Origin of the sequence: Brevundimonas sp. NPDC092305 (genome assembly GCF_044755415.1) — a bacterium.
Lineage (GTDB): Bacteria > Pseudomonadota > Alphaproteobacteria > Caulobacterales > Caulobacteraceae > Brevundimonas.
In genome coordinates this window covers 2008566-2029557 of sequence record NZ_JBIVQY010000001.1, presented here as the reverse complement: position 1 = coordinate 2029557, position 20992 = coordinate 2008566, and the positions used below count along the sequence as shown (strand labels likewise).

Annotated in this window: 25 protein-coding genes; 23 read left to right on the top strand and 2 right to left on the bottom strand. The window is 67.8% G+C overall.

Annotated features, from left to right (window positions below; genetic code table 11):
* The first annotated feature begins 124 nt into the window (after positions 1–124).
* The 20 genes from ruvB (at position 125) to ACIQC9_RS09975 (ending at position 17402) form a co-directional block, all read left to right on the top strand.
* Positions 125–1159, top strand: a complete 1035-nt coding sequence (ruvB, locus tag ACIQC9_RS10070; protein WP_400615114.1) for a Holliday junction branch migration DNA helicase RuvB — start codon at positions 125–127, stop codon at positions 1157–1159.
* Between the two features lie 51 nt (positions 1160–1210).
* A complete protein-coding gene (locus tag ACIQC9_RS10065; RefSeq protein WP_400615111.1) occupies positions 1211–1582 on the top strand; it encodes a hypothetical protein in 372 nt (123 codons plus the stop codon).
* Complete coding sequence (ybgC, locus tag ACIQC9_RS10060) at positions 1579–2043, top strand: tol-pal system-associated acyl-CoA thioesterase (protein WP_400615108.1); 465 nt, start codon at positions 1579–1581, stop codon at positions 2041–2043. Before ACIQC9_RS10065 ends, ybgC begins: the two co-directional genes overlap by 4 nt.
* The gene (locus ACIQC9_RS10055) at positions 2040–2468 is read left to right on the top strand and encodes a hypothetical protein (protein ID WP_400615106.1); all 429 of its coding nucleotides are present in this window, start codon (positions 2040–2042) and stop codon (positions 2466–2468) included. The genes ybgC and ACIQC9_RS10055 overlap by 4 nt, the downstream gene beginning before the upstream one ends.
* Before the next feature lie 139 nt (positions 2469–2607).
* The gene (gene tolQ / locus ACIQC9_RS10050) at positions 2608–3348 is read left to right on the top strand and encodes a protein TolQ (RefSeq protein WP_400615104.1); all 741 of its coding nucleotides are present in this window, start codon (positions 2608–2610) and stop codon (positions 3346–3348) included.
* A gap of 1 nt (position 3349) precedes the next feature.
* The gene (locus tag ACIQC9_RS10045) at positions 3350–3802 is read left to right on the top strand and encodes an ExbD/TolR family protein (RefSeq protein ID WP_400615102.1); all 453 of its coding nucleotides are present in this window, start codon (positions 3350–3352) and stop codon (positions 3800–3802) included.
* A 4-nt stretch (positions 3803–3806) separates the two neighbouring features.
* The gene (locus ACIQC9_RS10040) at positions 3807–4634 is read left to right on the top strand and encodes a hypothetical protein (protein ID WP_400615100.1); all 828 of its coding nucleotides are present in this window, start codon (positions 3807–3809) and stop codon (positions 4632–4634) included.
* Between the two features lie 109 nt (positions 4635–4743).
* Positions 4744–6114, top strand: a complete 1371-nt coding sequence (tolB, locus tag ACIQC9_RS10035; RefSeq protein ID WP_400615097.1) for a Tol-Pal system beta propeller repeat protein TolB — start codon at positions 4744–4746, stop codon at positions 6112–6114.
* A gap of 130 nt (positions 6115–6244) precedes the next feature.
* The gene (gene pal / locus ACIQC9_RS10030; protein WP_400615464.1) at positions 6245–6799 is read left to right on the top strand and encodes a peptidoglycan-associated lipoprotein Pal; all 555 of its coding nucleotides are present in this window, start codon (positions 6245–6247) and stop codon (positions 6797–6799) included.
* A 107-nt stretch (positions 6800–6906) separates the two neighbouring features.
* Entirely contained in the window at positions 6907–7989 is a 1083-nt protein-coding gene (locus tag ACIQC9_RS10025) for a DUF3667 domain-containing protein (RefSeq protein WP_400615094.1), read from the top strand.
* 38 nt (positions 7990–8027) lie between these two features.
* Positions 8028–8921, top strand: coding sequence for a tol-pal system protein (locus ACIQC9_RS10020; protein WP_400615092.1), 894 nt, complete (start codon positions 8028–8030; stop codon positions 8919–8921).
* Entirely contained in the window at positions 8918–10237 is a 1320-nt protein-coding gene (gene tilS, locus ACIQC9_RS10015; RefSeq protein ID WP_400615461.1) for a tRNA lysidine(34) synthetase TilS, read from the top strand. Before ACIQC9_RS10020 ends, tilS begins: the two co-directional genes overlap by 4 nt.
* Positions 10234–12159 carry an ATP-dependent zinc metalloprotease FtsH gene (gene ftsH, locus ACIQC9_RS10010; RefSeq protein ID WP_400615089.1) on the top strand — a complete coding sequence of 642 codons (1926 nt, stop codon included), beginning with the start codon at positions 10234–10236 and terminating at the stop codon, positions 12157–12159. Before tilS ends, ftsH begins: the two co-directional genes overlap by 4 nt.
* Positions 12160–12312: 153 nt before the next feature.
* On the top strand, positions 12313–13530 hold the full coding sequence (locus ACIQC9_RS10005; RefSeq protein WP_400615087.1) for an acyltransferase family protein: 1218 nt from the start codon (positions 12313–12315) through the stop codon (positions 13528–13530).
* Between the two features lie 57 nt (positions 13531–13587).
* On the top strand, positions 13588–14232 hold the full coding sequence (locus ACIQC9_RS10000; protein WP_400615085.1) for a hypothetical protein: 645 nt from the start codon (positions 13588–13590) through the stop codon (positions 14230–14232).
* Between the two features lie 3 nt (positions 14233–14235).
* On the top strand, positions 14236–14538 hold the full coding sequence (locus tag ACIQC9_RS09995) for a winged helix-turn-helix domain-containing protein (protein ID WP_400615082.1): 303 nt from the start codon (positions 14236–14238) through the stop codon (positions 14536–14538).
* Positions 14538–15137 (top strand): YdeI family protein, encoded by a 600-nt coding sequence (locus ACIQC9_RS09990; protein WP_400615079.1) that lies wholly within the window; start codon positions 14538–14540, stop codon positions 15135–15137. The genes ACIQC9_RS09995 and ACIQC9_RS09990 overlap by 1 nt, the downstream gene beginning before the upstream one ends.
* Positions 15134–15946: a dihydropteroate synthase gene (folP, locus tag ACIQC9_RS09985; protein ID WP_400615077.1), complete on the top strand. Its 813-nt coding sequence runs from the start codon at positions 15134–15136 to the stop codon at positions 15944–15946. The genes ACIQC9_RS09990 and folP overlap by 4 nt, the downstream gene beginning before the upstream one ends.
* A gap of 31 nt (positions 15947–15977) precedes the next feature.
* Positions 15978–16778 carry a bifunctional hydroxymethylpyrimidine kinase/phosphomethylpyrimidine kinase gene (gene thiD, locus ACIQC9_RS09980; protein WP_400615074.1) on the top strand — a complete coding sequence of 267 codons (801 nt, stop codon included), beginning with the start codon at positions 15978–15980 and terminating at the stop codon, positions 16776–16778.
* Positions 16779–16883: 105 nt separating this feature from the next.
* Positions 16884–17402 carry a nucleotidyltransferase family protein gene (locus ACIQC9_RS09975; protein WP_400615072.1) on the top strand — a complete coding sequence of 173 codons (519 nt, stop codon included), beginning with the start codon at positions 16884–16886 and terminating at the stop codon, positions 17400–17402.
* On the opposite strand, the gene ACIQC9_RS09970 is transcribed toward ACIQC9_RS09975, so the two are convergent.
* Together ACIQC9_RS09970 and ACIQC9_RS09965 are read right to left on the bottom strand one after the other, a co-directional pair.
* A complete protein-coding gene (locus ACIQC9_RS09970; protein ID WP_400615070.1) occupies positions 17399–17734 on the bottom strand; it encodes an SMR family transporter in 336 nt (111 codons plus the stop codon). The two genes, ACIQC9_RS09975 and ACIQC9_RS09970, sit on opposite strands and share 4 nt — an antisense overlap.
* 144 nt (positions 17735–17878) lie before the next feature.
* Positions 17879–18250 carry a hypothetical protein gene (locus ACIQC9_RS09965; protein ID WP_400615069.1) on the bottom strand — a complete coding sequence of 124 codons (372 nt, stop codon included), beginning with the start codon at positions 18248–18250 and terminating at the stop codon, positions 17879–17881.
* Between the two features lie 243 nt (positions 18251–18493).
* Between ACIQC9_RS09965 and ACIQC9_RS09960 the strand changes: the two genes are divergently transcribed.
* From ACIQC9_RS09960 to ACIQC9_RS09950, 3 genes are read left to right on the top strand one after another with little or no spacing between them, the layout of a single operon-like run.
* Positions 18494–18823 (top strand): hypothetical protein, encoded by a 330-nt coding sequence (locus ACIQC9_RS09960; protein ID WP_400615068.1) that lies wholly within the window; start codon positions 18494–18496, stop codon positions 18821–18823.
* Positions 18824–18835: 12 nt separating this feature from the next.
* Positions 18836–19516: a response regulator transcription factor gene (locus ACIQC9_RS09955; protein WP_400615065.1), complete on the top strand. Its 681-nt coding sequence runs from the start codon at positions 18836–18838 to the stop codon at positions 19514–19516.
* Positions 19513–20949 (top strand): sensor histidine kinase, encoded by a 1437-nt coding sequence (locus ACIQC9_RS09950; protein ID WP_400615063.1) that lies wholly within the window; start codon positions 19513–19515, stop codon positions 20947–20949. Before ACIQC9_RS09955 ends, ACIQC9_RS09950 begins: the two co-directional genes overlap by 4 nt.
* The last annotated feature ends 43 nt before the right edge of the window (positions 20950–20992 follow it).

The following is a 20992-nucleotide window of genomic DNA, read 5'->3' as shown; positions in this document are numbered from 1 at the left end:
GAGCCGTCCGGATGAGGGGGCTGGTTCGTCCGGTCTCAATGTCCGATAGCCAGTCTGTGTCCGGCATCCCCCTCATCCGTCTCGCTCCGCGAGCCACCTTCTCCCCCGAGGGGAGAAGGACGTCATGACCGACGACCGCATCATCTCCGCCGATCCAGCGCCCGGCGAAACCTATGACCGCGCCCTGCGGCCTCAGACCCTGTCCGAGTTCGTCGGGCAGGAGCAGGCCAAGGGAAACCTGAAGGTCTTCATTGACGCTGCCCGCGCCCGGAAGGAGGCACTGGACCACGTCCTGCTGTTCGGCCCGCCGGGGCTGGGCAAAACCACACTGGCGCAGATCGTGGCGCGTGAGCTGGGCGTCGGCTTTCGCGCGACCTCTGGCCCCATCCTCGCCAAGGCCGGCGACCTCGCCGCCATCCTGACCAATCTCGAACCGCGCGACGTGCTGTTCATCGACGAGATCCACCGGCTGGCCCCGACCGTAGAAGAGATCCTGTACCCAGCGATGGAAGACCACGTGCTGGACCTGATCATCGGCGAGGGCCCCTCGGCGCGGTCGGTTCGTATCGACCTCGCTCCCTTCACCCTCGTCGGGGCCACGACACGGGCGGGCCTGCTTGCGACGCCGCTGAGGGACCGGTTCGGCATTCCGTTGCGGCTCGAGTTCTACACGCCGTCCGAACTGACCCGCGTCATCATGGGCGCGGCACGCAAGATGGGCGCGGCGATCACCGAGGACGGCGCCGGCGAGATCGCCAGCCGCGCACGCGGCACCCCCCGCGTCGCCGGCCGGCTGCTGCGCCGCGTCCGCGATTTCGCCACGGCCGAGGGCGCCGCCACCATCGACAGGCTGGTCGCCGCACGCTCGCTGGCCCGGCTCGAGGTCGACGAGGCCGGACTGGACAGCCTCGATCGCCGCTTCCTCAAGGCCCTGATCGAGAACTACGGCGGGGGTCCCGTCGGCATGGACACTCTCGCCGCCGCCATTGCCGAGGCCCGCGATGCGGTCGAGGATGTCATCGAGCCCTATCTGCTCCAGCAGGGCTTCATCCAGCGTACGCCGCGCGGCCGCATGGCCTGTGCAAAGGCCTACAGCCACCTTGGTCTGACCGAACCGCCAAAGGCGCCGCAAGCCGGCGATCTGTTCGGCGGCAAGTAAGGGTTCACCTCCGCGGCGAACCCCGGCATGCTCCCCGCGAGAGGAGGCGGCATGGCGCGCCGGGTCATCAGGATCGAACGGTTGATCGCGGTGCTGGGCGTCGCGGTGCTGGCGCTCGGCGTGGCGATCGTCTGGCTGGTCAGCCGCAACGCCCTGACCCGGACCGAGGTCTCGCCGCTCCAGCGGGCGGAGAGCCAGCTGAGAACCCACCTGAACCCGCGCGTCACCGTGGTCTACAGCGAGGAAGGCCGCCGGAACGCCCTGTGCGGCTATGTGCGGACCGAGGGCCGCAACGTCGCCTTCGTCTCGCGCCCGAACCGCATCATTCTGGAGACCGATCCTCTGAAGTCCGAGTTCGACGACATGCAGCGCGACCTGTGCCCCGGCTTCATGACCGTCCAGAACCTGCCGGCCGCGCCATGACCGATCGCCCCACCGCCGGACGTTTCGCAGGCCGCGAGCATCGCCTGCCGGTGCGCGTCTATTACGAGGACACCGACTTCACCGGCCTCGTCTATCACGCCAATTACGTCCGCTACTTCGAGCGGGGCCGGTCGGATGCGCTGCGGCTGATGGGCGTCGGCCACGCCGAGTTGCTGGACGGCGACCAGCCGATGGCCTTCGTGGTCTCGAAGATGGGGCTGACCTTCCTGAAGCCCGCCCGCATCGATGACGAACTGGTCGTGCGCACCCTCTACGAAGCGGCGAAGGGGCCGCGCCTGCTGATCACCCAGACCGTCACCCGCGGCGACGAGGCTCTGTGCCGCGCCGAGGTTGAGGTGGTCTGCATTCACATGGACGGTCGCCCGCGCCGTCCGACCCGGGCCCTCGTCGACAAGGTTCGACCGTGGCTCGCCGATCAAACCGAAGGAACCGCACCATGACCCAGATGACCGATCGTCAAAGCTGGACCGCCCTCATCGTCATCGGCCTGCTGATCCTCATCGGGATCGGCGGCGGACTGGTCGGCTGTCCGCACTACAAGGTTTGGGAGCGCAAGATGGCCGGTCAGGCCGAGCTGCAGTATCAGCAGGGCGCCCGTCAGGCCCTGATCGCGCAGGCGAAGGCAGAGGACGAGGCCGCCATCAGCCGGGCCGAGGCCGCGACCCGACGCGTGCGCGGCTGGGCTGACGCTGCGAAGCTGGGTTGCACCGATCTGGGTCGGGCAGGAGACGTCGCCTGCGAAAACCAGCTGCTTCGCGACGCCGCCACCTATTCGATCGCCAAGGAAGGCCACGAAGGCGTGATCATCAGCGTCGGCGCCCCGGTATCGGTTGCGGTTCAGCCCAACACCGCCCGTCAGGAGTGAAGCAAAGCTTCACCGTTCACGCATCTGTCAGACATCGACGGGTGACCTGAAGGCCACACCCCGGTAGACCCGAAACCACACCGCCACAGAACCGCCACGCCTGTCCGCTCGCTAGGGGCAGGACGCGAAGGATTCCCGAATGACCCCACCCGCCGATCCCGGAATGCTCAATCCCGTGACCCTGTTCATGGAAGCCGACATTGTCGTGAAGCTGATCATGATCGGCCTTGCGGGATCGTCGCTGTGGTCCTGGGCCGTGATCATCGACAAGGCGATCAAGTTCACCGCCCTGAACCGCGAGGCCGACGCCTTCGAGGCTCAGGTCGGTTCGGGCCGGTCGCTGGAGGATATCGCCGCACAGGCCGGGTCCCAGCCGGCCCATCCCCTGCCGCGCATGCTGGTGATCGCGCTGGCTGACTGGCGTGAGGCTCGGACGCGAGGCGGCCTGTCGGGCGAGCAGGGCAATCTGCTGATGGCCCGCATCGACCGCGCGCTGGACAGCCTGATCGCGCGAGAAGGCCAGCGGGTCGAGAACGGTCTGGGCGTGCTGTCGGTGGTCGCCACGGCCTCGCCGTTTATCGGCCTGTTCGGCACGGTCTGGGGCATCATGAACGCGTTCGGCCGCATCGCGGCGGCGGGCAACACCAATCTGACAACCGTGGCGCCGGCCATCGCCGAGGCCCTGTTCGCCACCGCCATCGGTCTCGCCGCGGCTATCCCGGCCTACATCGCCTACAACAAGTTCTCGATCGACGCGGGCAAGTTCACGGGCCGGCTGGAGAGCTTCGCCGACGACCTGCAGGCCGCCGTGGCGCGCCGTCTGGGAGGCTCGACCGCCCCGTCGGCGCCGCCCGTGACCGAACCGCGTCGGGACTTCTGAGATGGCGATGGGCGGGGGCGCAGGCGGTGGACATGTGCGCGGCCGCAGGCGCGCGCGCAAACGGCCGCTGAGCGAGATCAACGTCACCCCGCTGGTCGACGTCATGCTGGTGCTGCTGATCATCTTCATGATCTCGGCTCCGCTGCTGACCACGGGCGTGCCGGTCGAGTTGCCGAAGACGGAAGCCAGCGCGGTTGAGGCCAACCAGGACCCGGTCTCGGTCTCCATCGACCGCGACGGCGCCATCTTTGTCGGCGATCAGGGCGTCAGCTGGGAGAACCTCGTCCTCCGCGTCGCGCAGGAAGGCGGCGAGGGCGCGCGTGAGAAGCCGATCTTCGTCCGCGCCGACGGCCGGGCCCCCTACCAGGCCGTGGCCCGTGTCATGGCGCGCCTGTCATCCGAGGGCTTCACCAAGCTGAACCTGATCACCGACACCTCGGGCGAGGGGAACTGACGGCTTGGAACGTCCCACGCCATCCCTGATCGGCTCGGTGCTTGTGCACGGCGGCGTGGTCGCGGCCGTTGTGGGAGCGATGCTCGTCGCCCCACCGAAGCCGCCTGAACGGCCGATGGTCAACGCCGTGCCGGTCTCGATCGTCTCGGATGTGGTTATCGAGGCCGCTGCGCCCGACAACCCGAGCGAGGAACTGGTCACCGAGGACGCCTCGACCGCACCCGTAGCCGCGCCGCCTGAACCGGTTCCCGAGCCTGCTCCGACGCCGCCGACGCCCGCTCCGCCGCCGCCGAAGAAGGCGCCGGCGCTGCGCCCGACGCCTCCACGTCCAACCCCGCCGCGTACCCCGACCCCGACCCCGCCAAAGGCCCAGCCCACTCCGCCGCGCCCGACGCCGCCCCGCGCCCAGCCGCCCCAGCGCCCGCGCGAGGACTCGCTCGACCTCGATGCACTTGCCGGACCGCCCCGCGCGGCGACCCGGCCGGGCACGCGTCCGGCGACGGGCCAGCAGGGCAGGGGCTCTGCGCCGCAAGCCACGGGCCCCCAGATCACCGCCATCTTCAATCAGGTCTATCCGAACTGGATTTTGCCCTGTGACATCCCCGGCGCGCGTGATCTCCGCATCCAGATGGACGTCACCCTCGATGAGCGGGGCCGGATCATTGATGGCCCCGACCTGATCGGCCCCCGGTCGGACTCGGTCTACCGCGCCGCCGCCGATGCAGCCGTGCGCGCCATCCGCCAGACAGCGCCCTTCGATGTGCCTGCTGGATTCCCGGGCGGCGCTTTCCGCCCCACCTTCGTGACCGAACGCGCGTGCAGGAACCGATGACGAGACCTGACCAGCCCGAAAGTCGCCCCATTCGCTCTGATGCTGGCCTTGAGCGACCGGACCAACTCACAAGAGCCGGCGAACGACTGACTTTTTGCGGGAGCACCCCATGCGTCTGAAACGAATTCTGGCCAGCGCCGCCATCATGGCGATGGCGACGAACGCATTCGGTGCGGGCGTGCAAGCGCAGACTCCGCCGCGCCAGGATCCTGTCGAGGTCGAGATCGATCAGGGCGTGCTTCGTCCGCTGCAGATCGCGGTGGTGAACTTCGCCGGCCAGAACGGCTCCGACCTGTCCGGCGTCATCCGCGCCGACCTGCGCCGCTCGGGTTATTTCGAGCCGCTGGATCCCAACAGCTTCGTCGAGACCGGGCTGACGCTGGCCAACGCTCCCAACTTCCCGCAGTGGACGTCGATCGGGGCTCAGGCGGTGCTCTACGGCTCGGTCACGCCGCGCCCCGACGGACGCAACGACTTCGGCTTCCGCCTGTATGATCCCTATCGCCAGTGCCAGCTGGTCGCCTACCGCTTCACCGCCACGCCAGAGCAATGGCGCCGGATCGGGCACAAGATCGCCGACCTCGTCTATCAGCGCATGACCGGCGAGGCCGGTCTGTTCGACAGCCGCGTGCTGTTCGTCTCAGAAAGCGGGACGCAGCTGAATCGCGTCTCGCGGCTGACCATCTCCGATCAGGACGGCTTCAATCCGGAATATCTGACCGAGGGTGACGAGGTGATCATGTCGCCCCGCTTCTCGCTGAATGACCCCAACGAGATCACCTATGTGGCGCTCGGCAAGGATTACAGCCGCATCTACCTCTACAACCTGCAGACCCGCCGTCGTGAAAGCCTCGGTGAGTTCGACGGTCAGGTGCTGGCCCCGCGCTTCTCGAACGACGGGACCAAGATGGCCTTCTCGATCATCCGGGGCGGCAACACCGACGTCTATGTGATGGACCTGTCCAGCCGGCAGGTGCGTCGCCTGACCACCGACCCGGGCATCGACACCTCGCCCAGCTTCAGCCCGGACAACAGCCAGATCGTCTTCACATCGGACCGCTCGGGCAGCGCGCGCCTCTATGTCATGCGCGCCGACGGCTCGGGCCAGCGGGCCATCTCGCGCGGCGGCGGCCTCTACACCGCCCCGAACTGGAGCCCGCGCGGCGACCTGATCGCCTTCACCAAACAGGGCGGCGGCCGGTTCTCGACCGGCGTGATGTCTCCCGACGGATCGGGCGAACGCAGCCTGTCGTCCAGCTATTTCGAGGAAGGCCCGTCCTGGGCGCCGAACGGCCGCTACCTGATGTTCGCCCGCCAGAACCAGAGCGGCGACACCCGCCTGTGGACCGTCGACCTGTCGGGTCGCGTGGTCAGCCAGTCTGGATACACCGGCCGCGGTTCGTCCCCCGCATGGTCGCCGCTGCTGGATCAGCAGCCGACCAATCTCGGCGGTGGCGGCGCTGACGCCTGTTCGACCTGATTATCCCGTAGCGGAGCCATTCGGCTCCACCCCGCGTTAACCGGCCGACAGAAGCGTCGGCGTAGCCTGCCCCAACGATTTATTGCAAAGCTGAGGCCCCGGCCTCGACCGACCTGGAGGAAGACCGATGATGAAGACGACCCCGCTGATCAAACTGGCCGCCGTCGGCCTGGCCATGACCGCCATCGCCGCCTGTACTCCGCGCCGCCCCGCCGACACCGGCGCCGGCACCGAAGTGCCCCCGGCCAACAATCCGCAGTATCCGGGCGGAAACTCCGGCCCGATCGAGGGCGGTTCTGTCGGCGCCGCGGTTCCGGGTTCGGAGCAGGACTTCGTCGTCAACGTCGGCGACCGCATCTACTTCGACCTCGACAGCTATTCGGTCCGTTCGGAAGCCTTCCCCCGTCTGGACGCACAGGTCAGCTGGCTGCAGCGCTACCCTGGCGTCACCATCCGGATCGAAGGCAACGCCGATGAACGCGGCACCAGCGAGTACAACCTCGCCCTCGGCGCCCGTCGCGCGGAGTCGGTTCGCAACTATCTGATCGAGCGCGGCGTCAACGCGGCCCGCATCGATACGATCAGCTTCGGCAAGGAGCGTCCGATCGCGGCCGGCTCGAGCGAGGATGCCTGGGCCCGCAACCGCAACGCCCACACCGCCATCGTGTCGGGCGCGACCCGCTAGGGTCGGCGACCGCGCATCTGAAAGGGCGTCCGCACGCGTGGGCGCCCTTTTTCATTTCCGTGTTCGTCGACGCTGGCTAGATAGGGCCCGCGCAGGGGGATCGACGCATGAACATCGAAGACGCGGGCGGTGTGGTGACCGGAGGTCTGCTGGCGGGAGCTATCGAACGCCCGACCGGCAAGGCGGGCGAGCACCACGCCACCACCTGCTCCGATTGCGGTGCCGAGGTCTCCGGAAACTTCTGCGCCAACTGCGGCCAGCCCACCCACGTCCATCGCAGCCTGCTGCATCTGGGCGAAGAGGTGCTGCACGGCGTCATGCATTTCGACGCCCGCATCTGGCGTACTTTGCCCTTGCTGGCCTTCAATCCCGGTCGGCTGACCCGCGAATGGATCCACGGCAAGCGCACCCGCTACGTCTCGCCGCTGGCGATGTTCCTGTTCACCGTCTTCATCACCTTCTTCGCCCTCAGCTTCGTCCACCTACCCGAGACGCCGCATGTGAACCCGGTCAGTCAGGTCGCCGGCGAGGAGGGCGCGGCGGAGTTCAAGGCCGGGCGCGAGCAGATCGCCGCCGCCCGCGCGGAGGCGGTGACCGCCAGCGACAAGGCCGCCCTGGATGTGGCCGACAACGTTCTGGCCGGAGTCAGCGGTCAGGCTGCGAAGAGCAGCGCGGCCCGTGCAGACGGTCTGGAGCCCGGCAGCTGGCAGGCCAACACCCGGGACATCGCGTCCGAGGTCTATACAAACCCGACCACCTGGCCCGGGGCGAAGAAGTGGGCCAAGAAGCTCATGAATCCGGATCTGGCCGTCTACAAGGTCCAGCAAACCTTCTACAAATTCGCCTTCCTGCTGGTGCCGTTGTCGATCCCGTTCATGGCGCTGCTCTTCCTGTGGCGGCGACGGTCGACGCTCTACGACCACGGCGTCTTTGTGCTGTACTCCCTGACCTTCGTTGTGCTGGTCAGCCTGATCTCCATCGGGCTGGGCTTCATCCATCCCGCGCTGGGCGGGCTGGCGTGGCTGGCGGTCATCTTCGGCATCCCGGTGCACCAGTTCGCCCAGCTGAAGGGCGGCTATGAGCTTGGCTGGTTTTCGACCATCTGGCGCTTCGTCTTCCTGCAGGTCTTCTGCTGGATCATCGTATCGCTGTTCATGGCGACGGTGCTGTGGCTGGCGGTTGGCGTCTGACGCCTTGCGGCGGCCTCAAATCGGTGGGACCAAACGCCATGCTCAAGTTTCCGTCCGCTCTCCGTCCGAGGACCATCCTCGCCTCCGTCATCGGCGTCGCCCTGATCGCCGGAACCACCGTGGTGGTCGCCCAGACCACGCCGATGGCGCCCATCCAGTGGGACAACCGGCGACTGGAAGCGCTGGACCGCAACGTCCGCCGGCTTGAACGGGCGATCACCCAGCGAAACGCCTCGGGCCAACCGACGTTGGTCGAGCCCGACCCGGAAGTCATCGCCCTGCAAGGCCGCGTGCAGACCATGGATCGCCGCCTTCAGGACCTTGAGGCGACGGTCCAGCGGGTCAACGGCGACCTTGAACGCCTGACCTTCCAGCTCGACGAGTCCACCCGCACCAACACCACCCTGACCCAGCGGCTCCGCGACGCCGACGCCCGGGTTGGCGCCATCGAAACCGCCGCCCGCCGTCAGGCTGAACTGTCCGCCCCGATCAGCTCGACCTCGCCCACCGGCGACGCCGGCCGCGACCTGACCGCGGCCGCCCGTCTGGCCGCCAGCGATCCGGAGCTGGGCGACCGCGCACTGCAGACTGTCATCCTCGCCTGGCCCGACACGCCGCAAGCCCGCGAGGCGAACAGTCGTCTGGGCGACCTGCGCGTCTCGGCCGGCGACAGCGCCGGGGCGGTCTCCGCCTACGCCGCCGCCCTGCGTGAATGGCCGACGGCGCCATGGGCGGCCGCCACGACGCTTGAGCTCGCCACCGCCCTGAACGCCAGCGAGCGCAAGACGCAGGCCTGCACGGCCCTGAACGAGTTCAACCGCCGCTACGCCCCGACCGCATCGGCTGCGCTCCGCGCTCGCGCCGGACAGCTGCGCACCGAGTTCGCTTGCGCCGCCGCCCCCGCCGCGACCCCGGCGCGGAGACCGGGCTGAGCCAGACCGCCGACCACTGGACCCGCGCGGTCCAAGCGCGGCTGTCCGCCCGCCTCCTGCGTGACGACCCCCGGCCGATCGCGGTCGCCCTGTCCGGCGGCGGTGACTCCATCGCCCTGCTGCGCCTTGCCGCTGACTGGGCGGGTGAGGCCGGGCGACCGCTTTTGGCCCTGACCGTCGACCATGGTCTGAACCCTGACAGCCCGCGCTGGACCGCCTTCGCCCGCGAACAGGCCGAAGCCATCGGCGCCGACTGGCGCGGTCTGGACTGGACCGGCGACAAGCCCACCACCGGCCTGCCCGCCGCCGCTCGTCGCGCGCGGCACCGCCTGATCGCCGATGCCGCGCGTCAGGCAGGGGCTCGGGTCATCCTGTTCGGACACACCGCTGATGATCTCACCGAGGCTTCCGTCATGCGGGCCGGGGGATCCACCGTCGGCGATCCCCGTGAATGGTCTCCGTCGCCCGCATGGCCAGAGGGCCGGGGCCTGATGCTGCTCCGCCCCATGCTCTCCACCCGCCGCGCCGACATTCGCGACTGGCTGGAGGGGCAGGGGGCGTCATGGCTAGACGACCCCGCCAACACCGACCCCCGCTTCGCCCGGGCCCGCGCCCGGACAACCCTTCAGGGTTCAGCGTCCGTCTCCTCTTCGCCGACTGCCCGCCCAACCGCCCCTCTGTCCGTGCGGGACGGCGGCGTCATCGTCCTCAGCCGCGATACGCCCCGAAGCGCCCTCGCTGCCGGTCTGGTCTGCGCGGGAGGCGGAGACCGCCTTCCCCGGGGAGACCGGCTTGGCGCCCTCGCCGGTCGCCTGACATCCGGCGCAGATTTTACCGCCGTCCTCGCCGGTGCCCGCCTTGATGCGAACGCAGACCTCGTTCTGCTCATGCGCGAACCCGGCGAACTGGCCCGGTCGGGCGCCGCGCCGGTCGCGCTTCAACCGGGCGTCGAGACCGTTTGGGACGGCCGCTTCGCCCTCACCGTCACGGAGCCCGGATGGTCCGTCGCTCACGCTTCTGGCCGTCTCTCTGCCCTGTCCGACGCCGACCGCGCCAGCCTCCAGCCCCTGCCGCCCGCCGCCCGCGCGGCCATGCCCGTCCTGATCCGGGACGGCTCGGGCGACACGCGTCTTGCAGGGGAGGGGACGGAGATCGCCGGTCTGGTCGAACAGAGACTGGCGCTCGCACTGGACACAACGCCGCACGAGGGCGCACTGGATCTGTCGACGCATGGCGCCCAGCCTTGCAACGACCTATTTTCAGGCGCTGAACTTACCGGGAGCGACGAACGCTCCGAAGGATCGAGACGAGAATGAACCTGCGCAATCTGGCCATCTGGGGCGTGATCATCCTGGGCGCGCTTGCTGTCTATGCGGCCGTGGGCCGTGGCGGCGCCGCCGTAGCGCCGGGCCAGAAGGCCGGAGCGCCCGCCGCCAAGATGACCTACTCGGACCTGCTTCAGGCCCGGAATAACAAGGACATCGCCAAGGTCGAATCCCGCGGCGAGAAGCTGACGGTCACCCTCAAGAACAACCAGACCGCCACCGTCATCACCCCGATGCCGAACGGCGACCTGATCAACTCGATCGCCGAATCCGGAGCAACGGTCGACTCCAAGACCATGAGCCAGCCGCTGCTGGTCTCCATTCTGCTGGCGGCCCTGCCGTTCCTGCTGATCGTCGGCCTGTGGTTCCTCGTCATGCGCCAGATGCAGGGCGGTGCACGCGGCGCCATGGGCTTCGGCAAGTCCAAGGCCAAGCTGCTGACCGAGCACAAGGGCCGCAAAATGTTCGAGGATGTCGCCGGCGTGGACGAGGCCAAGGAAGAGCTGCAGGAGGTCGTCGACTTCCTCAAGGATCCGGGCAAGTTCCAGCGTCTGGGCGGCAAGATCCCCAAGGGCGCCCTGCTGGTCGGCCCTCCCGGCACCGGCAAGACGCTGTTGGCGCGCGCCGTAGCGGGCGAAGCGGGCGTGCCCTTCTTCTCCATCTCCGGCTCTGATTTCGTCGAAATGTTCGTCGGCGTCGGCGCCAGCCGCGTGCGCGACATGTTCGAACAGGCCAAGAAGAACGCTCCGTGCATTATCTTCATCGACGAGATCGACGCCGTCGGTCGTCACCGGGGCGCAGGCCTGGGCGGCGGCAATGATGAGCGCGAGCAGACCTTGAACCAGCTGCTGGTCGAGATGGACGGCTTCGAGGCGTCGGAGAATATCATCCTGATCGCGGCGACCAACCGTCCCGACGTGCTGGACCCCGCCCTGCTGCGTCCCGGCCGCTTTGACCGTCAGGTCGTGGTGCCGAACCCCGACGTCTCGGGCCGCGAGAAGATCCTGCGCGTCCACATGAAGGACGTGCCGCTGGCCGCCGATGTGAACGTGAAGACCATCGCCCGCGGCACCCCCGGTTTCTCCGGCGCCGATCTGGCTAACCTCGTCAACGAGGCGGCGCTAACGGCGGCACGCAAGGACCGTCGCATGGTCACCCACCGCGACTTCGAGGACGCCAAGGACAAGGTCATGATGGGCGCCGAGCGCAAGTCCATGGCCATGAACGAGGAAGAGCGTCGCCTGACCGCCTATCACGAGGCCGGCCACGCCATCGTCGCCATGAACGTCAAGATGGCCGACCCGGTGCACAAGGCGACCATCGTCCCGCGCGGCCGTGCGCTGGGCATGGTGATGCAGCTGCCGGAAGGCGACCGCTACTCGATGAAGTACCAACAGATGATCGACCGCATCGCCATCATGGCCGGCGGCCGGGTCGCCGAGGAGCTGATCTTCGGTAAGGCCAACATCACCTCGGGAGCGTCATCCGACATCGAGCAGGCCACCAAGCTTGCAAGGGCGATGGTCACTCGCTGGGGCTTCTCCGACATCCTCGGCACCGTAGCCTATGGCGAGAACCAGGAAGAGGTCTTCCTGGGCCACTCGGTCTCGCGCACCCAGAACATGTCCGAGGAAACCGCCCGCACCATCGACGCAGAGGTCAAACGCCTCGTTACCTCGGGCTGGGATGAGGCTCGCCTGATCCTCAAGAAGAAGGCCAAGGACCACGAGAAGCTGTCCCAGGCCCTGCTCGAGTACGAGACCCTCTCGGGCGAGGAGATCAAGGACCTGCTGGAGAAAGGCGTCGCCCCCAATCGCGACGAGAACAACTTCCCCAACGCGGGGCCATCCGTCTCGGTCCCCATCACGCCGGTGTCTGACGGCACAGACCTCGAAGCCCCCACCGTCCACTGACCCATCGGCCCTCTCCCCCGGAGAGGGCCGATTTCGTTTGGGCGCAACCTCCCTTCCCCAGGATGGGGGACGACGTTCGTCTTCACTGGCAGACTAGTTTACAATACAAACAAGTCTGTGCTATCTCTTCCGGCGTCATCGAGGAGGATCGCCATGACGTCGCCTGTTCACCCGCCCGAGCGCCTGCATGGCCTCGACGCCCTTCGTGGGGGCGCCCTGCTGCTGGGCGTCGTCCTGCACGCCACCCTGTCGTTCTTCCCGCAGCAGATCTGGATCACCGCCGACGACAGTCGCTCGATCGGCGCCGCCTGGCTGTTCTTCGGCATCCACCTGTTCCGGATGACCGCCTTCTTCCTGATCGCGGGCCTGTTCGCCCACATGATGCTGGCCCGGAAGGGCTGGCTTGCGTTTGCAAAAGACCGGTTTGTCCGCATCCTCGGGCCGCTCGGCGCCTTCTGGTTCCCGGTCATGGCCGGCATCGTCACCGCGCTGGTGTGGAATGCCCACGCCAGCGGCCTGATCGTCCCGGGCGCGCCGCCGCCCCCGCCGCCGACCTATGACTGGACCAACATTCCGCTGACCCATCTGTGGTTCCTCTACGTCCTGACCCTGTTCTGCATCGCCGCCCTGGTTCTGCGCGCCCCATTCGCGGCGCTGGATCGAGACGGCCGCTGGGGCCAGGTCGTGGACCGCGTGACCGGCGCCCTGACCGGCTGGTGGACTCCCGTCCTGCTCGCCATTCCGCTTGCGCTGGCCATGTGGCTGGACCCGAAGTGGATCGCCTTCTTCGCCGTCCCCACGCCGGACGCCGGCCTGATCCCGCACACCGCCGCCCTCGTCGGCTTCGGCTCGGCGTTTACGCTGGGCTTCCTGCTGGATCGCCGCCGCGACCTTCTGGATCGCATCGCCCGCTGGTCGCCGCTCTATCTGGCCGCCGCCATCGGCGCGGGTGTCTGGGCCTACAGCCTCGCGGGCGGTCCCACCCTTGCCCCGATGGTCGAGCCGACCGCTGACAAGGCGCTCGCCGCCGCGGTTACGGCGCTGGCGGTCTACAGCTCCGCCTTCGCCGCCATGGGGCTGTGCCTACGCTTCCTGTCGGGCCACAGCCCGGTGCGCCGCTACCTCGCCGACGCCTCGTACTGGGTCTACATCCTGCACCTGCCGCTGGTCATGCTGGCCCAGGTCTGGGTGCGGAACTGGGCTCTCGCCTGGTGGATCAAACTGCCGGTCGTGTCGCTGGGCGTCTTCGCCGTCTGCCTTCTGACCTACGAACTGCTGGTCCGGCACAGCTTCATGGGCAAATGGCTGAACGGTCGCCGGGTCCCGTGGCGCAAGCCACGCCCCGAGCCGGCGGTCGTCCCCGCCGAATAGCTTGCCAACACCATCCGGGTCGTCCACCCCATGGACGACCCGGTCCGGAGAGTCGCCATGGCCCCCAAGCCCCGCCTGCATTCCCCCGAAGACGACCTCGCCTTCATGCGTTCCATCGTCGAAGGCGGAGGGCGCACCCCGATGACGCTGGCGATCTGCTACCTCGCGGGCGGGCTGCTCTACGGGCTGCAGTGTCTGTTCCACGTCGGTCAGGTGATCGGCCTGATCCGCTGGCCTGACATCGCCAATCTGGCCTTCGTCGTCGGGATCACCGTCGCATTCCTGTGTGTGCTGACCTGGGCCATCCTGAAGGACCGCAAGGGCGCGCCGGCCAACCGCGGCCCCACCGGCACGCGCATGCTCAACGCCGCATTCAGCGCCACGGGCATGGCCAATACAGCCGTCATCATCGTCTTCGCCGTCGGCGCAATTCGCGACAAGGATTTCGCCATCTGGCTCTACTACGCCGCCATCGTCTTCGCCCTGCAGGCCGCCGCCTGGTACGTGGCGTGGACGCTCAAGCGGAAGGGCTGGATGCTGGCGACGTCCCTCGGAGGATGGCTGGTTGCAGTGGCGCTCGGCGTACTGGTGCGCCAGCCCGTCATGTACCTCGGCGTCTGCACCATCGCTCTGTTCCTGCTGTTCGCCTTGCCGGGCTGGCTGATGTTCCGCGACGCTCGCGCCGGTCTGAAGGCGGGTTGATCCATGGGCGTCGCCGATCTCGGCAAGATTGACGAGGTCATCCACGGCCGCATGCGGCTGGGGATCATGGTCTATCTGGCCGACGCCGACGCCGCCGACTTCACCGAGCTGAAGACAGTGCTCGAGGCGACGCAGGGCAACCTCTCAGTCCATCTGAAGAAGCTGGAAGAAGCCGGCTACGTCGCGATCGAAAAGAGCTTCGTCAACAACAAGCCCCTGACCCGCGTCGCCATCACGCCCGACGGCCGCAAGGCCTTCGCCGCCTATTTGGACGCCATCGGCAAGCTGATCGGCGGGCGCGGCTGATGGCGCCGGTCATCGTCGATCCGAAGCGGGTGCGCGAGTTCACGGACGCAGGCGCGTTTTCCGACTGGCTGTCGAAAAATCACGATCGCGAGCCGGAAGTCTGGATCAAGATCCACAAGAAGGCCTCCGGCCTGAAATCGATCACCGCCGTCGAGGCCATCGACGTCATCCTCTGCTGGGGCTGGATCGACGGCATCCGCAAGAGTTTCGACGGGAACAGCTTCCTCCAGCGCTACACCCCGCGCGGCAAGAAGAGCGTCTGGAGTCAGGTCAACGTCGACAACGTCGCCCGCCTGATCGACGAGGGGCGCATGACGGAGCACGGCCTGAAGCAGGTCGAGGCGGCGAAGGCCGATGGTCGGTGGGACGCCGCCTATCGCATCAAGGGTTCGACCGTCCCTGACGACCTGCAGGCCGCCATCGACGCCGACCCGAAAGCCAAGACCTTCTTCGAAACCCTGACCGCCCAGAACCGCTTCGCCCTGATTTTCCGTCTGAACGCGCTCAAGACCGAGGCTGGTCGCCAGAAGCGGATCGCCGCCACCGTCGACATGCTCCGGCGAGGTGAGACAGTCTATCCGCAAGGAAAGGGCGCATGATCCCGCCCCGCGTCATGGGCATCGTCAACACGACGCCGGACAGCTTCTCCGACGGCGGTCGCTTGACCTCCGTCGAGGCGGCCGTGGCGCACGGTCTCTCGCTGGTCGAACAGGGTGCAGACATCCTCGACATAGGCGGCGAAAGCACCCGCCCGGGCGCGGAGCCTGTCGGCGTCGATGAAGAGATCGCCCGCACCGCTCCGGTGATCGCAGGCCTCCGCGCCCGCTGGACCGGCCCGATCAGCATCGACACCATGAAGCCCGAGGTCGCCCGCGCGGCCGTCGCCGCCGGCGCCACGATGTGGAACGATGTCACCGCGCTGAGCCATTCGCCCGAAAGTCTCTCCACCGCCGCCGAACTCGGTTGCGATGTCGTCCTGATGCACATGCAGGGCGAGCCGCGCACCATGCAGGCCGACCCCCGCTATGGCGACGTAGTCGCCGAGGTGACGGACTGGCTGACCCTCCGCGCCGACGCCGCCATCGCCGCCGGCGTCGCTCGCGACCGCATCTGGCTCGACCCCGGCATCGGCTTCGGCAAGACGCTGGCCCACAACCTCGCCCTGACTGCGCACCTCGACCGCCTGACCGCCACCGGGTTCCCGGTCCTCTACGGGGCTAGCCGCAAGCGCACGGTTCAGGCCATCGACCCGACCGCGACGAACTCCGCCGATCGCCTTGGCGGCTCGCTCGCGCTGGCGCTCGAAGCGGCCCGCCGCGGCGCTGCGATCATCCGCGTCCACGATGTCCGCGAGACGGTGCAGGCGCTGAAGGTTCAGGCGGCGGTCGCGAACGCGGTTGCCAGTTGATCCGCCCGCGATCGTCAGCCATCAGCCTCCCATGACCTCCTTCCTCGGACGCGTGCTGATTATCGCCGGCTCGGACTCTGGCGGCGGGGCGGGAATTCAGGCCGACATCAAGGCCGTCACCGCCATGGGCGGCTACGCGGCGACGGCGATCACCGCGATCACGGTGCAGAACACACTGGGCGTCCACGGTGTGCACCCGCTGCCGCTGGACCTGATCGAGGCGCAGGCGAAGGCGGTGCTGGACGACATCGGCGCGGATGCGATCAAGACCGGCATGCTGGGTTCGATCGAAACCGTGGAGCGGGTTGCGGCTATTCTGGACAGCTCTGACGCGCCCGCGGTCATTGACCCGGTCATGATCGCCAAGGGTGGGCACCCCCTGTTGCCGGACAAGGCCATTCAGGCGGTGAAGGCTCTGATGATTCCCCGTGCATCTCTGTTGACTCCCAATGCGCCGGAGGCTGAAGCGCTGACGGGTCTGCCCATCGCCGATATCGATGGCCAGCGCAGGGCGGGGGAGGCAATGCTGGCGTTGGGCGCGAAGGCGGTGTTGATGAAGGGCGGCCATGTGCCCGGCGAGACCGTGACCGACGTCCTGATGACGCCGTCCGGCGAGACCCTTCTGGAAGGCCCGCGTGTGGACACCCGCCACACCCACGGCACCGGCTGCACCCTCGCCAGCGCCTGCGCCGCCGGACTGGCCAGGGGTCTGCCGCTGGAAGTCGCAGTCGCGGAGGCCTGGGCCTATGTCGCCGAAGCCATCCGCGGCGCCCCGGGATTGGGCGGCGGCCACGGCCCTCTGGACCACGGCTGGCCCTTGCGAACCCGGTGAGCGAATCGAAAACATCGGCTACTCGGCAAGGGTCTCGCGGGAGTTAGTATCGTGAGTGACCTGCACAGCCGTCTGACTGATATTGTCCGCGCTAACGCAACCTTGATGCACGTACTGACAACCGTCAGGTCGCTCGGTCTACCAGACTGGCGCGTCTTCTCCGGTGCAGTCTATCAGGGCGTCTGGAACTCCGTGACCGGCCGGGAGCCGGGGTATGGCGTCCGCGACTATGACCTCGGCTATTACGACCTCGACACCAGCTGGGACGCCGAGGATGTCGTCATCAAGCGCGTCGCCGCCGCCTTCGAGGAGCCCCTTCGATCCAAGGTCGAGGTGCGCAATCAGGCCCGGGTGCCGATCTGGTTTCCCGACCATTTCGGCGAGCCCTACGCGCCTCTGGACAGCACCGATGAGGCGCTGGAACGGTTCGTCGCTCCGGCGTTCGCGGTCGGGGTCCGGCTGGAGGACGACAATGCGATCAGCGTCGCCGCGCCGCTGGGGCTGGAGGACATGTTCAGCCTTGTCCTGAGGCCCAACCCCAACCGTCCGGTGGCGAAAGACTGGGACCGGATCGTTGAGAAGGCGCTCGCCCGATGGCCCGAGCTTGTGATCGTCGAGGCCTAACCGGCGGTCGCTGTCGTCGAAAACAGGTTGATGACCGCCACGCCCGCCACGATCAGGGTCATGCCCGCTAGCGCAGCGCCGTCCATGCGCTGGCCGAAGCCGATCCATGAAACGAGCGTGATCAGGATGATCCCGACGCCGCACCAGATCGCATAGGCCACGCCCGTCGGCAGGGTTTTTAGAACCTGCGCCAGAAGACTGAAAGACAGCACGTAACCGATCACCGTCACCATGGACGGCCCCGGCCGGGTGAACCCGGCGGACGCCTTCATCGCCGAGGTGGCGATGACCTCCAGAACGATGGCGGCCCCGAGCAGCAGATACGGATTCATCTCCAAGCGATCGGCCCGGGCGGTGCGCTGTGCAAGCGGGCCCGACGAATGTTCGTCGCATTTCCGGCCGGGGCAAAAGGAAAGGGGCGCGACCCTTCCGGATCGCGCCCCTCGGACCATCGGGGAGAATGGTCTGGTCGCTGGTTAGTGGCGACGGTTGTCGCGGTCATTGCGCTCGGCGCGGACCTGACGCGACAGACGGTCGTAGCGCGCGTCGAGATCGCGACGTTCCCACTGGCTCAGACCGCCGCGCTGGTAGCTGTACTCAAGGCGGACGAGGCTGTTCAGTTCGCCCTTCAGGCGGGTCGCCTCACGCATGCTCAGGGCCCGGCTGCGGACGCCCTGGTCGATGCGGCGATCCAAGTTGTATTTGCGCTGGTTGATTGACTGCCAGCCACCGTAGTTCTGCTGATAGGCCGGGCCGCGGTCGTGGCGATCATAGGATTGGGCTGCGGCCGGGACCGCGACGGCAGCCGCGGCCAGGGCGAGGGCGGGAAGAGCGAAGCGCTTCATCATGAGGGTCTCTCCTTGGCGTTGACGCTGCCGGGATCGGCGGCGTTGATGTGGAGAATGGCGCCCCGGGCCTGAGCCCCAACTGAACGGCCTGTGTCAGATACCGTTCATCAGCATGAAATCGTATCCACGTCCTCAAGGGGGTACGCGTAAGGAAGATGTGACGACGGGGCGGTCAAAACGGTGAAACATGTCTAGACTGCTCGTTCAGCCGTCGTTCAGAGCCGCCCGACTAGAAATCCGCCCATGACCCGGATGACCACATATCTGCTCGCCGCCCTGATCGCGGCCGCACCGCTGTCCGCGGCGGCGCAGGATCGTGGCGACCGCGATCGCCCGCGTTTCGAAAGTCAGGAACGCGCTCGCCCGGACGACCGGTCGAACCGCCCCCGCCAGGACAGCGGCCGTGACAACGGCGATCGCCCCCGCATGAGCGAATCCAGCGCCCAGCGGATCGCCCAGTCCCGCGCCGGCGACGCCCGCTTCGTGGGGTCCATGGGCATGCGCGGCGACAGCTACGTTTTTCGTTTCGAACGCGACGGCCGGATTATCGACGTCCCCGTCCGCGCCAACTGACAGGACTTCCCTATGCGCATTCTGCTGGTTGAAGACGACGTCGACCTTTCGCGTCAGCTGAAGACGGCCCTCGGCGACGCCGGCTACGCGGTCGACCACGCGCCGGATGGCGAGGAAGCGTACTTCCTTGGCGACACCGAACCCTACGACGTGATCGTGCTGGATCTCGGCCTGCCCAAGATCGACGGCGTGTCGGTGCTGGAGCGCTGGCGGCGCGAGGGCAAGACGACGCCCGTCCTGATCCTGACGGCGCGCGGCGCCTGGTCGGACAAGGTGTCGGGCTTCGACGCCGGCGCCGACGACTATCTGACCAAGCCCTTTCATACCGAAGAGCTGCTGGCCCGTCTGCGCGCGCTTCTGCGCCGCTCGGCCGGCATCGCTTCGGCGACCCTGTCCTGTGGCGGCCTGCGTCTCGACCCGCGCGCGGCCCGCGCCAGCGTCAATGGCGAGCCCCTGCGGCTGACCTCGCTGGAGTACCGCCTGCTGCACTATCTGATGATGCATCAGGGTCGGGTGATCAGCCGGACCGAGCTGGTCGAACACCTCTACGATCAGGACTTCGATCGCGACTCCAACACCATCGAGGTTTTCGTCGGCCGTCTGCGCAAGAAGATCGGGCCCGACCGGATCGAGACGGTGCGCGGGCTGGGCTATCGCCTGACCCCTCTGGCTGGCGAGGCCGACGGCGGGTGACGGACGCGGCGGGGGGCGAGGGCGCGGCGACGGAGCCGAAGACCTGGGGCCGCTGGTTTGGCCGCCCGGGCCGCAGCCTGACGCGCCGCCTGATCTGGCTGGCCTCCATCTGGATCGTCATCGCGCTTGCCCTCACGGGCTGGGTGCTGACCAGCCAATATCAGGAATCCATCCTGCGCCGGCTGGGCAACTTCCTGAATCAGACGATCGATGAGGTCGTTCTGGCCACCTCGGCCAGCCCGACCGGGATCAGCGTCGCCGAGATCAAGGATTCTCAGGCGCTGCGCCCCCTGTCCGGGAAATACTGGGCCGTGGCCGAGCTGGATGGAAAGGGCGGCGTCCGCACCCTCGTCCGCTCGCCCTCGCTTGCAGGCGAGGATCTGGCCGTTCCCGAAGACTTGTCAGGGCGTCTGCGCGAGGCCTTCGGCCAGACGATCAGCTACAACGCCACGGGTCCCATCGATCGCCCGCTGCGGATCGCCGCCAGTCTGAAGACCTTGCCCGGGCGAGACCGGCCGCTCGTCTTCATGGCGGGCGTGGACCGGACGACCATCGATGTCGACACCCGTCAGTTCTCGACCTTCACCTGGTCAGCCTTGCTGATCCTCGGCCTCGGCCTGATCATCGCCGTCTTCCTGCAGGTGCAGATCGGCCTGCGACCGCTCTACGCCCTCAGGAACGAAATTTCCGACGTCCGCAAGGGCAAGGCCGCCCGCGTTGCGGGCAGCTATCCCGTCGAGATCAGTCCGCTGGCGCAACAGGTGAACCGCCTGCTGGACCACAATCAGGAAACGGTGGAGCGCCAGCGCACCCATGTCGGCAACCTTGCTCACGCCCTGAAGACGCCCCTGTCGGTCATGCTGGCCGAGGCGGGGACGCAGAGCGGTCCGCTGCCCGACCTGGTGCGAAAGCAGACCGAGATCATGAAGGGCCAGGTCGATCACCACCTGCGCCGGGCCCGCGCCGCCGCCCGCGCCCATGTGCTGGGTGAACGCACCCCCATTGCCGAGGTGCTGGACGAGCTGGCGGTGATGCTGGAGCGGGTGTTCGAGACCAAGGGTGTCGAGATCGACTGGCGCGCGCCGGACGAACTGGGCTTCCGCGGCGAGCGGCAGGACCTGCAGGAAATCCTCGGCAACCTGATGGAAAACGCCTGCAAATGGTCGAAGCGCCGCGTGCGCATCTCCGCCGGACCGACCGGACTGGGCCAGATGGTGGTGGTCGTCGAGGATGATGGCCCGGGCTTGCCAGAAGGCCAACGAGAAGCGGCGCTTCAGCGCGGCATGCGCATGGACGAGACCACCCCCGGCTCCGGTCTGGGACTGTCCATCGTGGTCGAGCTGACCCGGGCCTACGGCGGCCGCATCACGCTGGGCGACAGCGACATGGGCGGGCTGAAGGCCATGCTGGAGCTGCCCGCCGCCGAGGCCTGATCCATTCCGTTCGCTGAACAGCGGATGTTAACCCGTAACGTGC

What these genes read in the sequence shown, in the direction of transcription:
- ruvB (WP_400615114.1), top strand. Translation starts at nt 125, where the DNA reads ATGACCGACGACCGCATCATCTCCGCCGATCCAGCGCCCGGCGAAACC.
- ACIQC9_RS10065 (WP_400615111.1), top strand. Translation starts at nt 1,211, where the DNA reads ATGGCGCGCCGGGTCATCAGGATCGAACGGTTGATCGCGGTGCTGGGC.
- ybgC (WP_400615108.1), top strand. Translation starts at nt 1,579, where the DNA reads ATGACCGATCGCCCCACCGCCGGACGTTTCGCAGGCCGCGAGCATCGC.
- ACIQC9_RS10055 (WP_400615106.1), top strand. Translation starts at nt 2,040, where the DNA reads ATGACCCAGATGACCGATCGTCAAAGCTGGACCGCCCTCATCGTCATC.
- tolQ (WP_400615104.1), top strand. Translation starts at nt 2,608, where the DNA reads ATGACCCCACCCGCCGATCCCGGAATGCTCAATCCCGTGACCCTGTTC.
- ACIQC9_RS10045 (WP_400615102.1), top strand. Translation starts at nt 3,350, where the DNA reads ATGGCGATGGGCGGGGGCGCAGGCGGTGGACATGTGCGCGGCCGCAGG.
- tolB (WP_400615097.1), top strand. Translation starts at nt 4,744, where the DNA reads ATGCGTCTGAAACGAATTCTGGCCAGCGCCGCCATCATGGCGATGGCG.
- pal (WP_400615464.1), top strand. Translation starts at nt 6,245, where the DNA reads ATGAAGACGACCCCGCTGATCAAACTGGCCGCCGTCGGCCTGGCCATG.
- ACIQC9_RS10025 (WP_400615094.1), top strand. Translation starts at nt 6,907, where the DNA reads ATGAACATCGAAGACGCGGGCGGTGTGGTGACCGGAGGTCTGCTGGCG.
- ACIQC9_RS10020 (WP_400615092.1), top strand. Translation starts at nt 8,028, where the DNA reads ATGCTCAAGTTTCCGTCCGCTCTCCGTCCGAGGACCATCCTCGCCTCC.
- ftsH (WP_400615089.1), top strand. Translation starts at nt 10,234, where the DNA reads ATGAACCTGCGCAATCTGGCCATCTGGGGCGTGATCATCCTGGGCGCG.
- ACIQC9_RS10005 (WP_400615087.1), top strand. Translation starts at nt 12,313, where the DNA reads ATGACGTCGCCTGTTCACCCGCCCGAGCGCCTGCATGGCCTCGACGCC.
- ACIQC9_RS10000 (WP_400615085.1), top strand. Translation starts at nt 13,588, where the DNA reads ATGGCCCCCAAGCCCCGCCTGCATTCCCCCGAAGACGACCTCGCCTTC.
- ACIQC9_RS09995 (WP_400615082.1), top strand. Translation starts at nt 14,236, where the DNA reads ATGGGCGTCGCCGATCTCGGCAAGATTGACGAGGTCATCCACGGCCGC.
- ACIQC9_RS09990 (WP_400615079.1), top strand. Translation starts at nt 14,538, where the DNA reads ATGGCGCCGGTCATCGTCGATCCGAAGCGGGTGCGCGAGTTCACGGAC.
- folP (WP_400615077.1), top strand. Translation starts at nt 15,134, where the DNA reads ATGATCCCGCCCCGCGTCATGGGCATCGTCAACACGACGCCGGACAGC.
- thiD (WP_400615074.1), top strand. Translation starts at nt 15,978, where the DNA reads ATGACCTCCTTCCTCGGACGCGTGCTGATTATCGCCGGCTCGGACTCT.
- ACIQC9_RS09975 (WP_400615072.1), top strand. Translation starts at nt 16,884, where the DNA reads ATGCACGTACTGACAACCGTCAGGTCGCTCGGTCTACCAGACTGGCGC.
- ACIQC9_RS09970 (WP_400615070.1), bottom strand. Translation starts at nt 17,734, where the DNA reads ATGAATCCGTATCTGCTGCTCGGGGCCGCCATCGTTCTGGAGGTCATC.
- ACIQC9_RS09965 (WP_400615069.1), bottom strand. Translation starts at nt 18,250, where the DNA reads ATGATGAAGCGCTTCGCTCTTCCCGCCCTCGCCCTGGCCGCGGCTGCC.
- ACIQC9_RS09960 (WP_400615068.1), top strand. Translation starts at nt 18,494, where the DNA reads ATGACCCGGATGACCACATATCTGCTCGCCGCCCTGATCGCGGCCGCA.
- ACIQC9_RS09955 (WP_400615065.1), top strand. Translation starts at nt 18,836, where the DNA reads ATGCGCATTCTGCTGGTTGAAGACGACGTCGACCTTTCGCGTCAGCTG.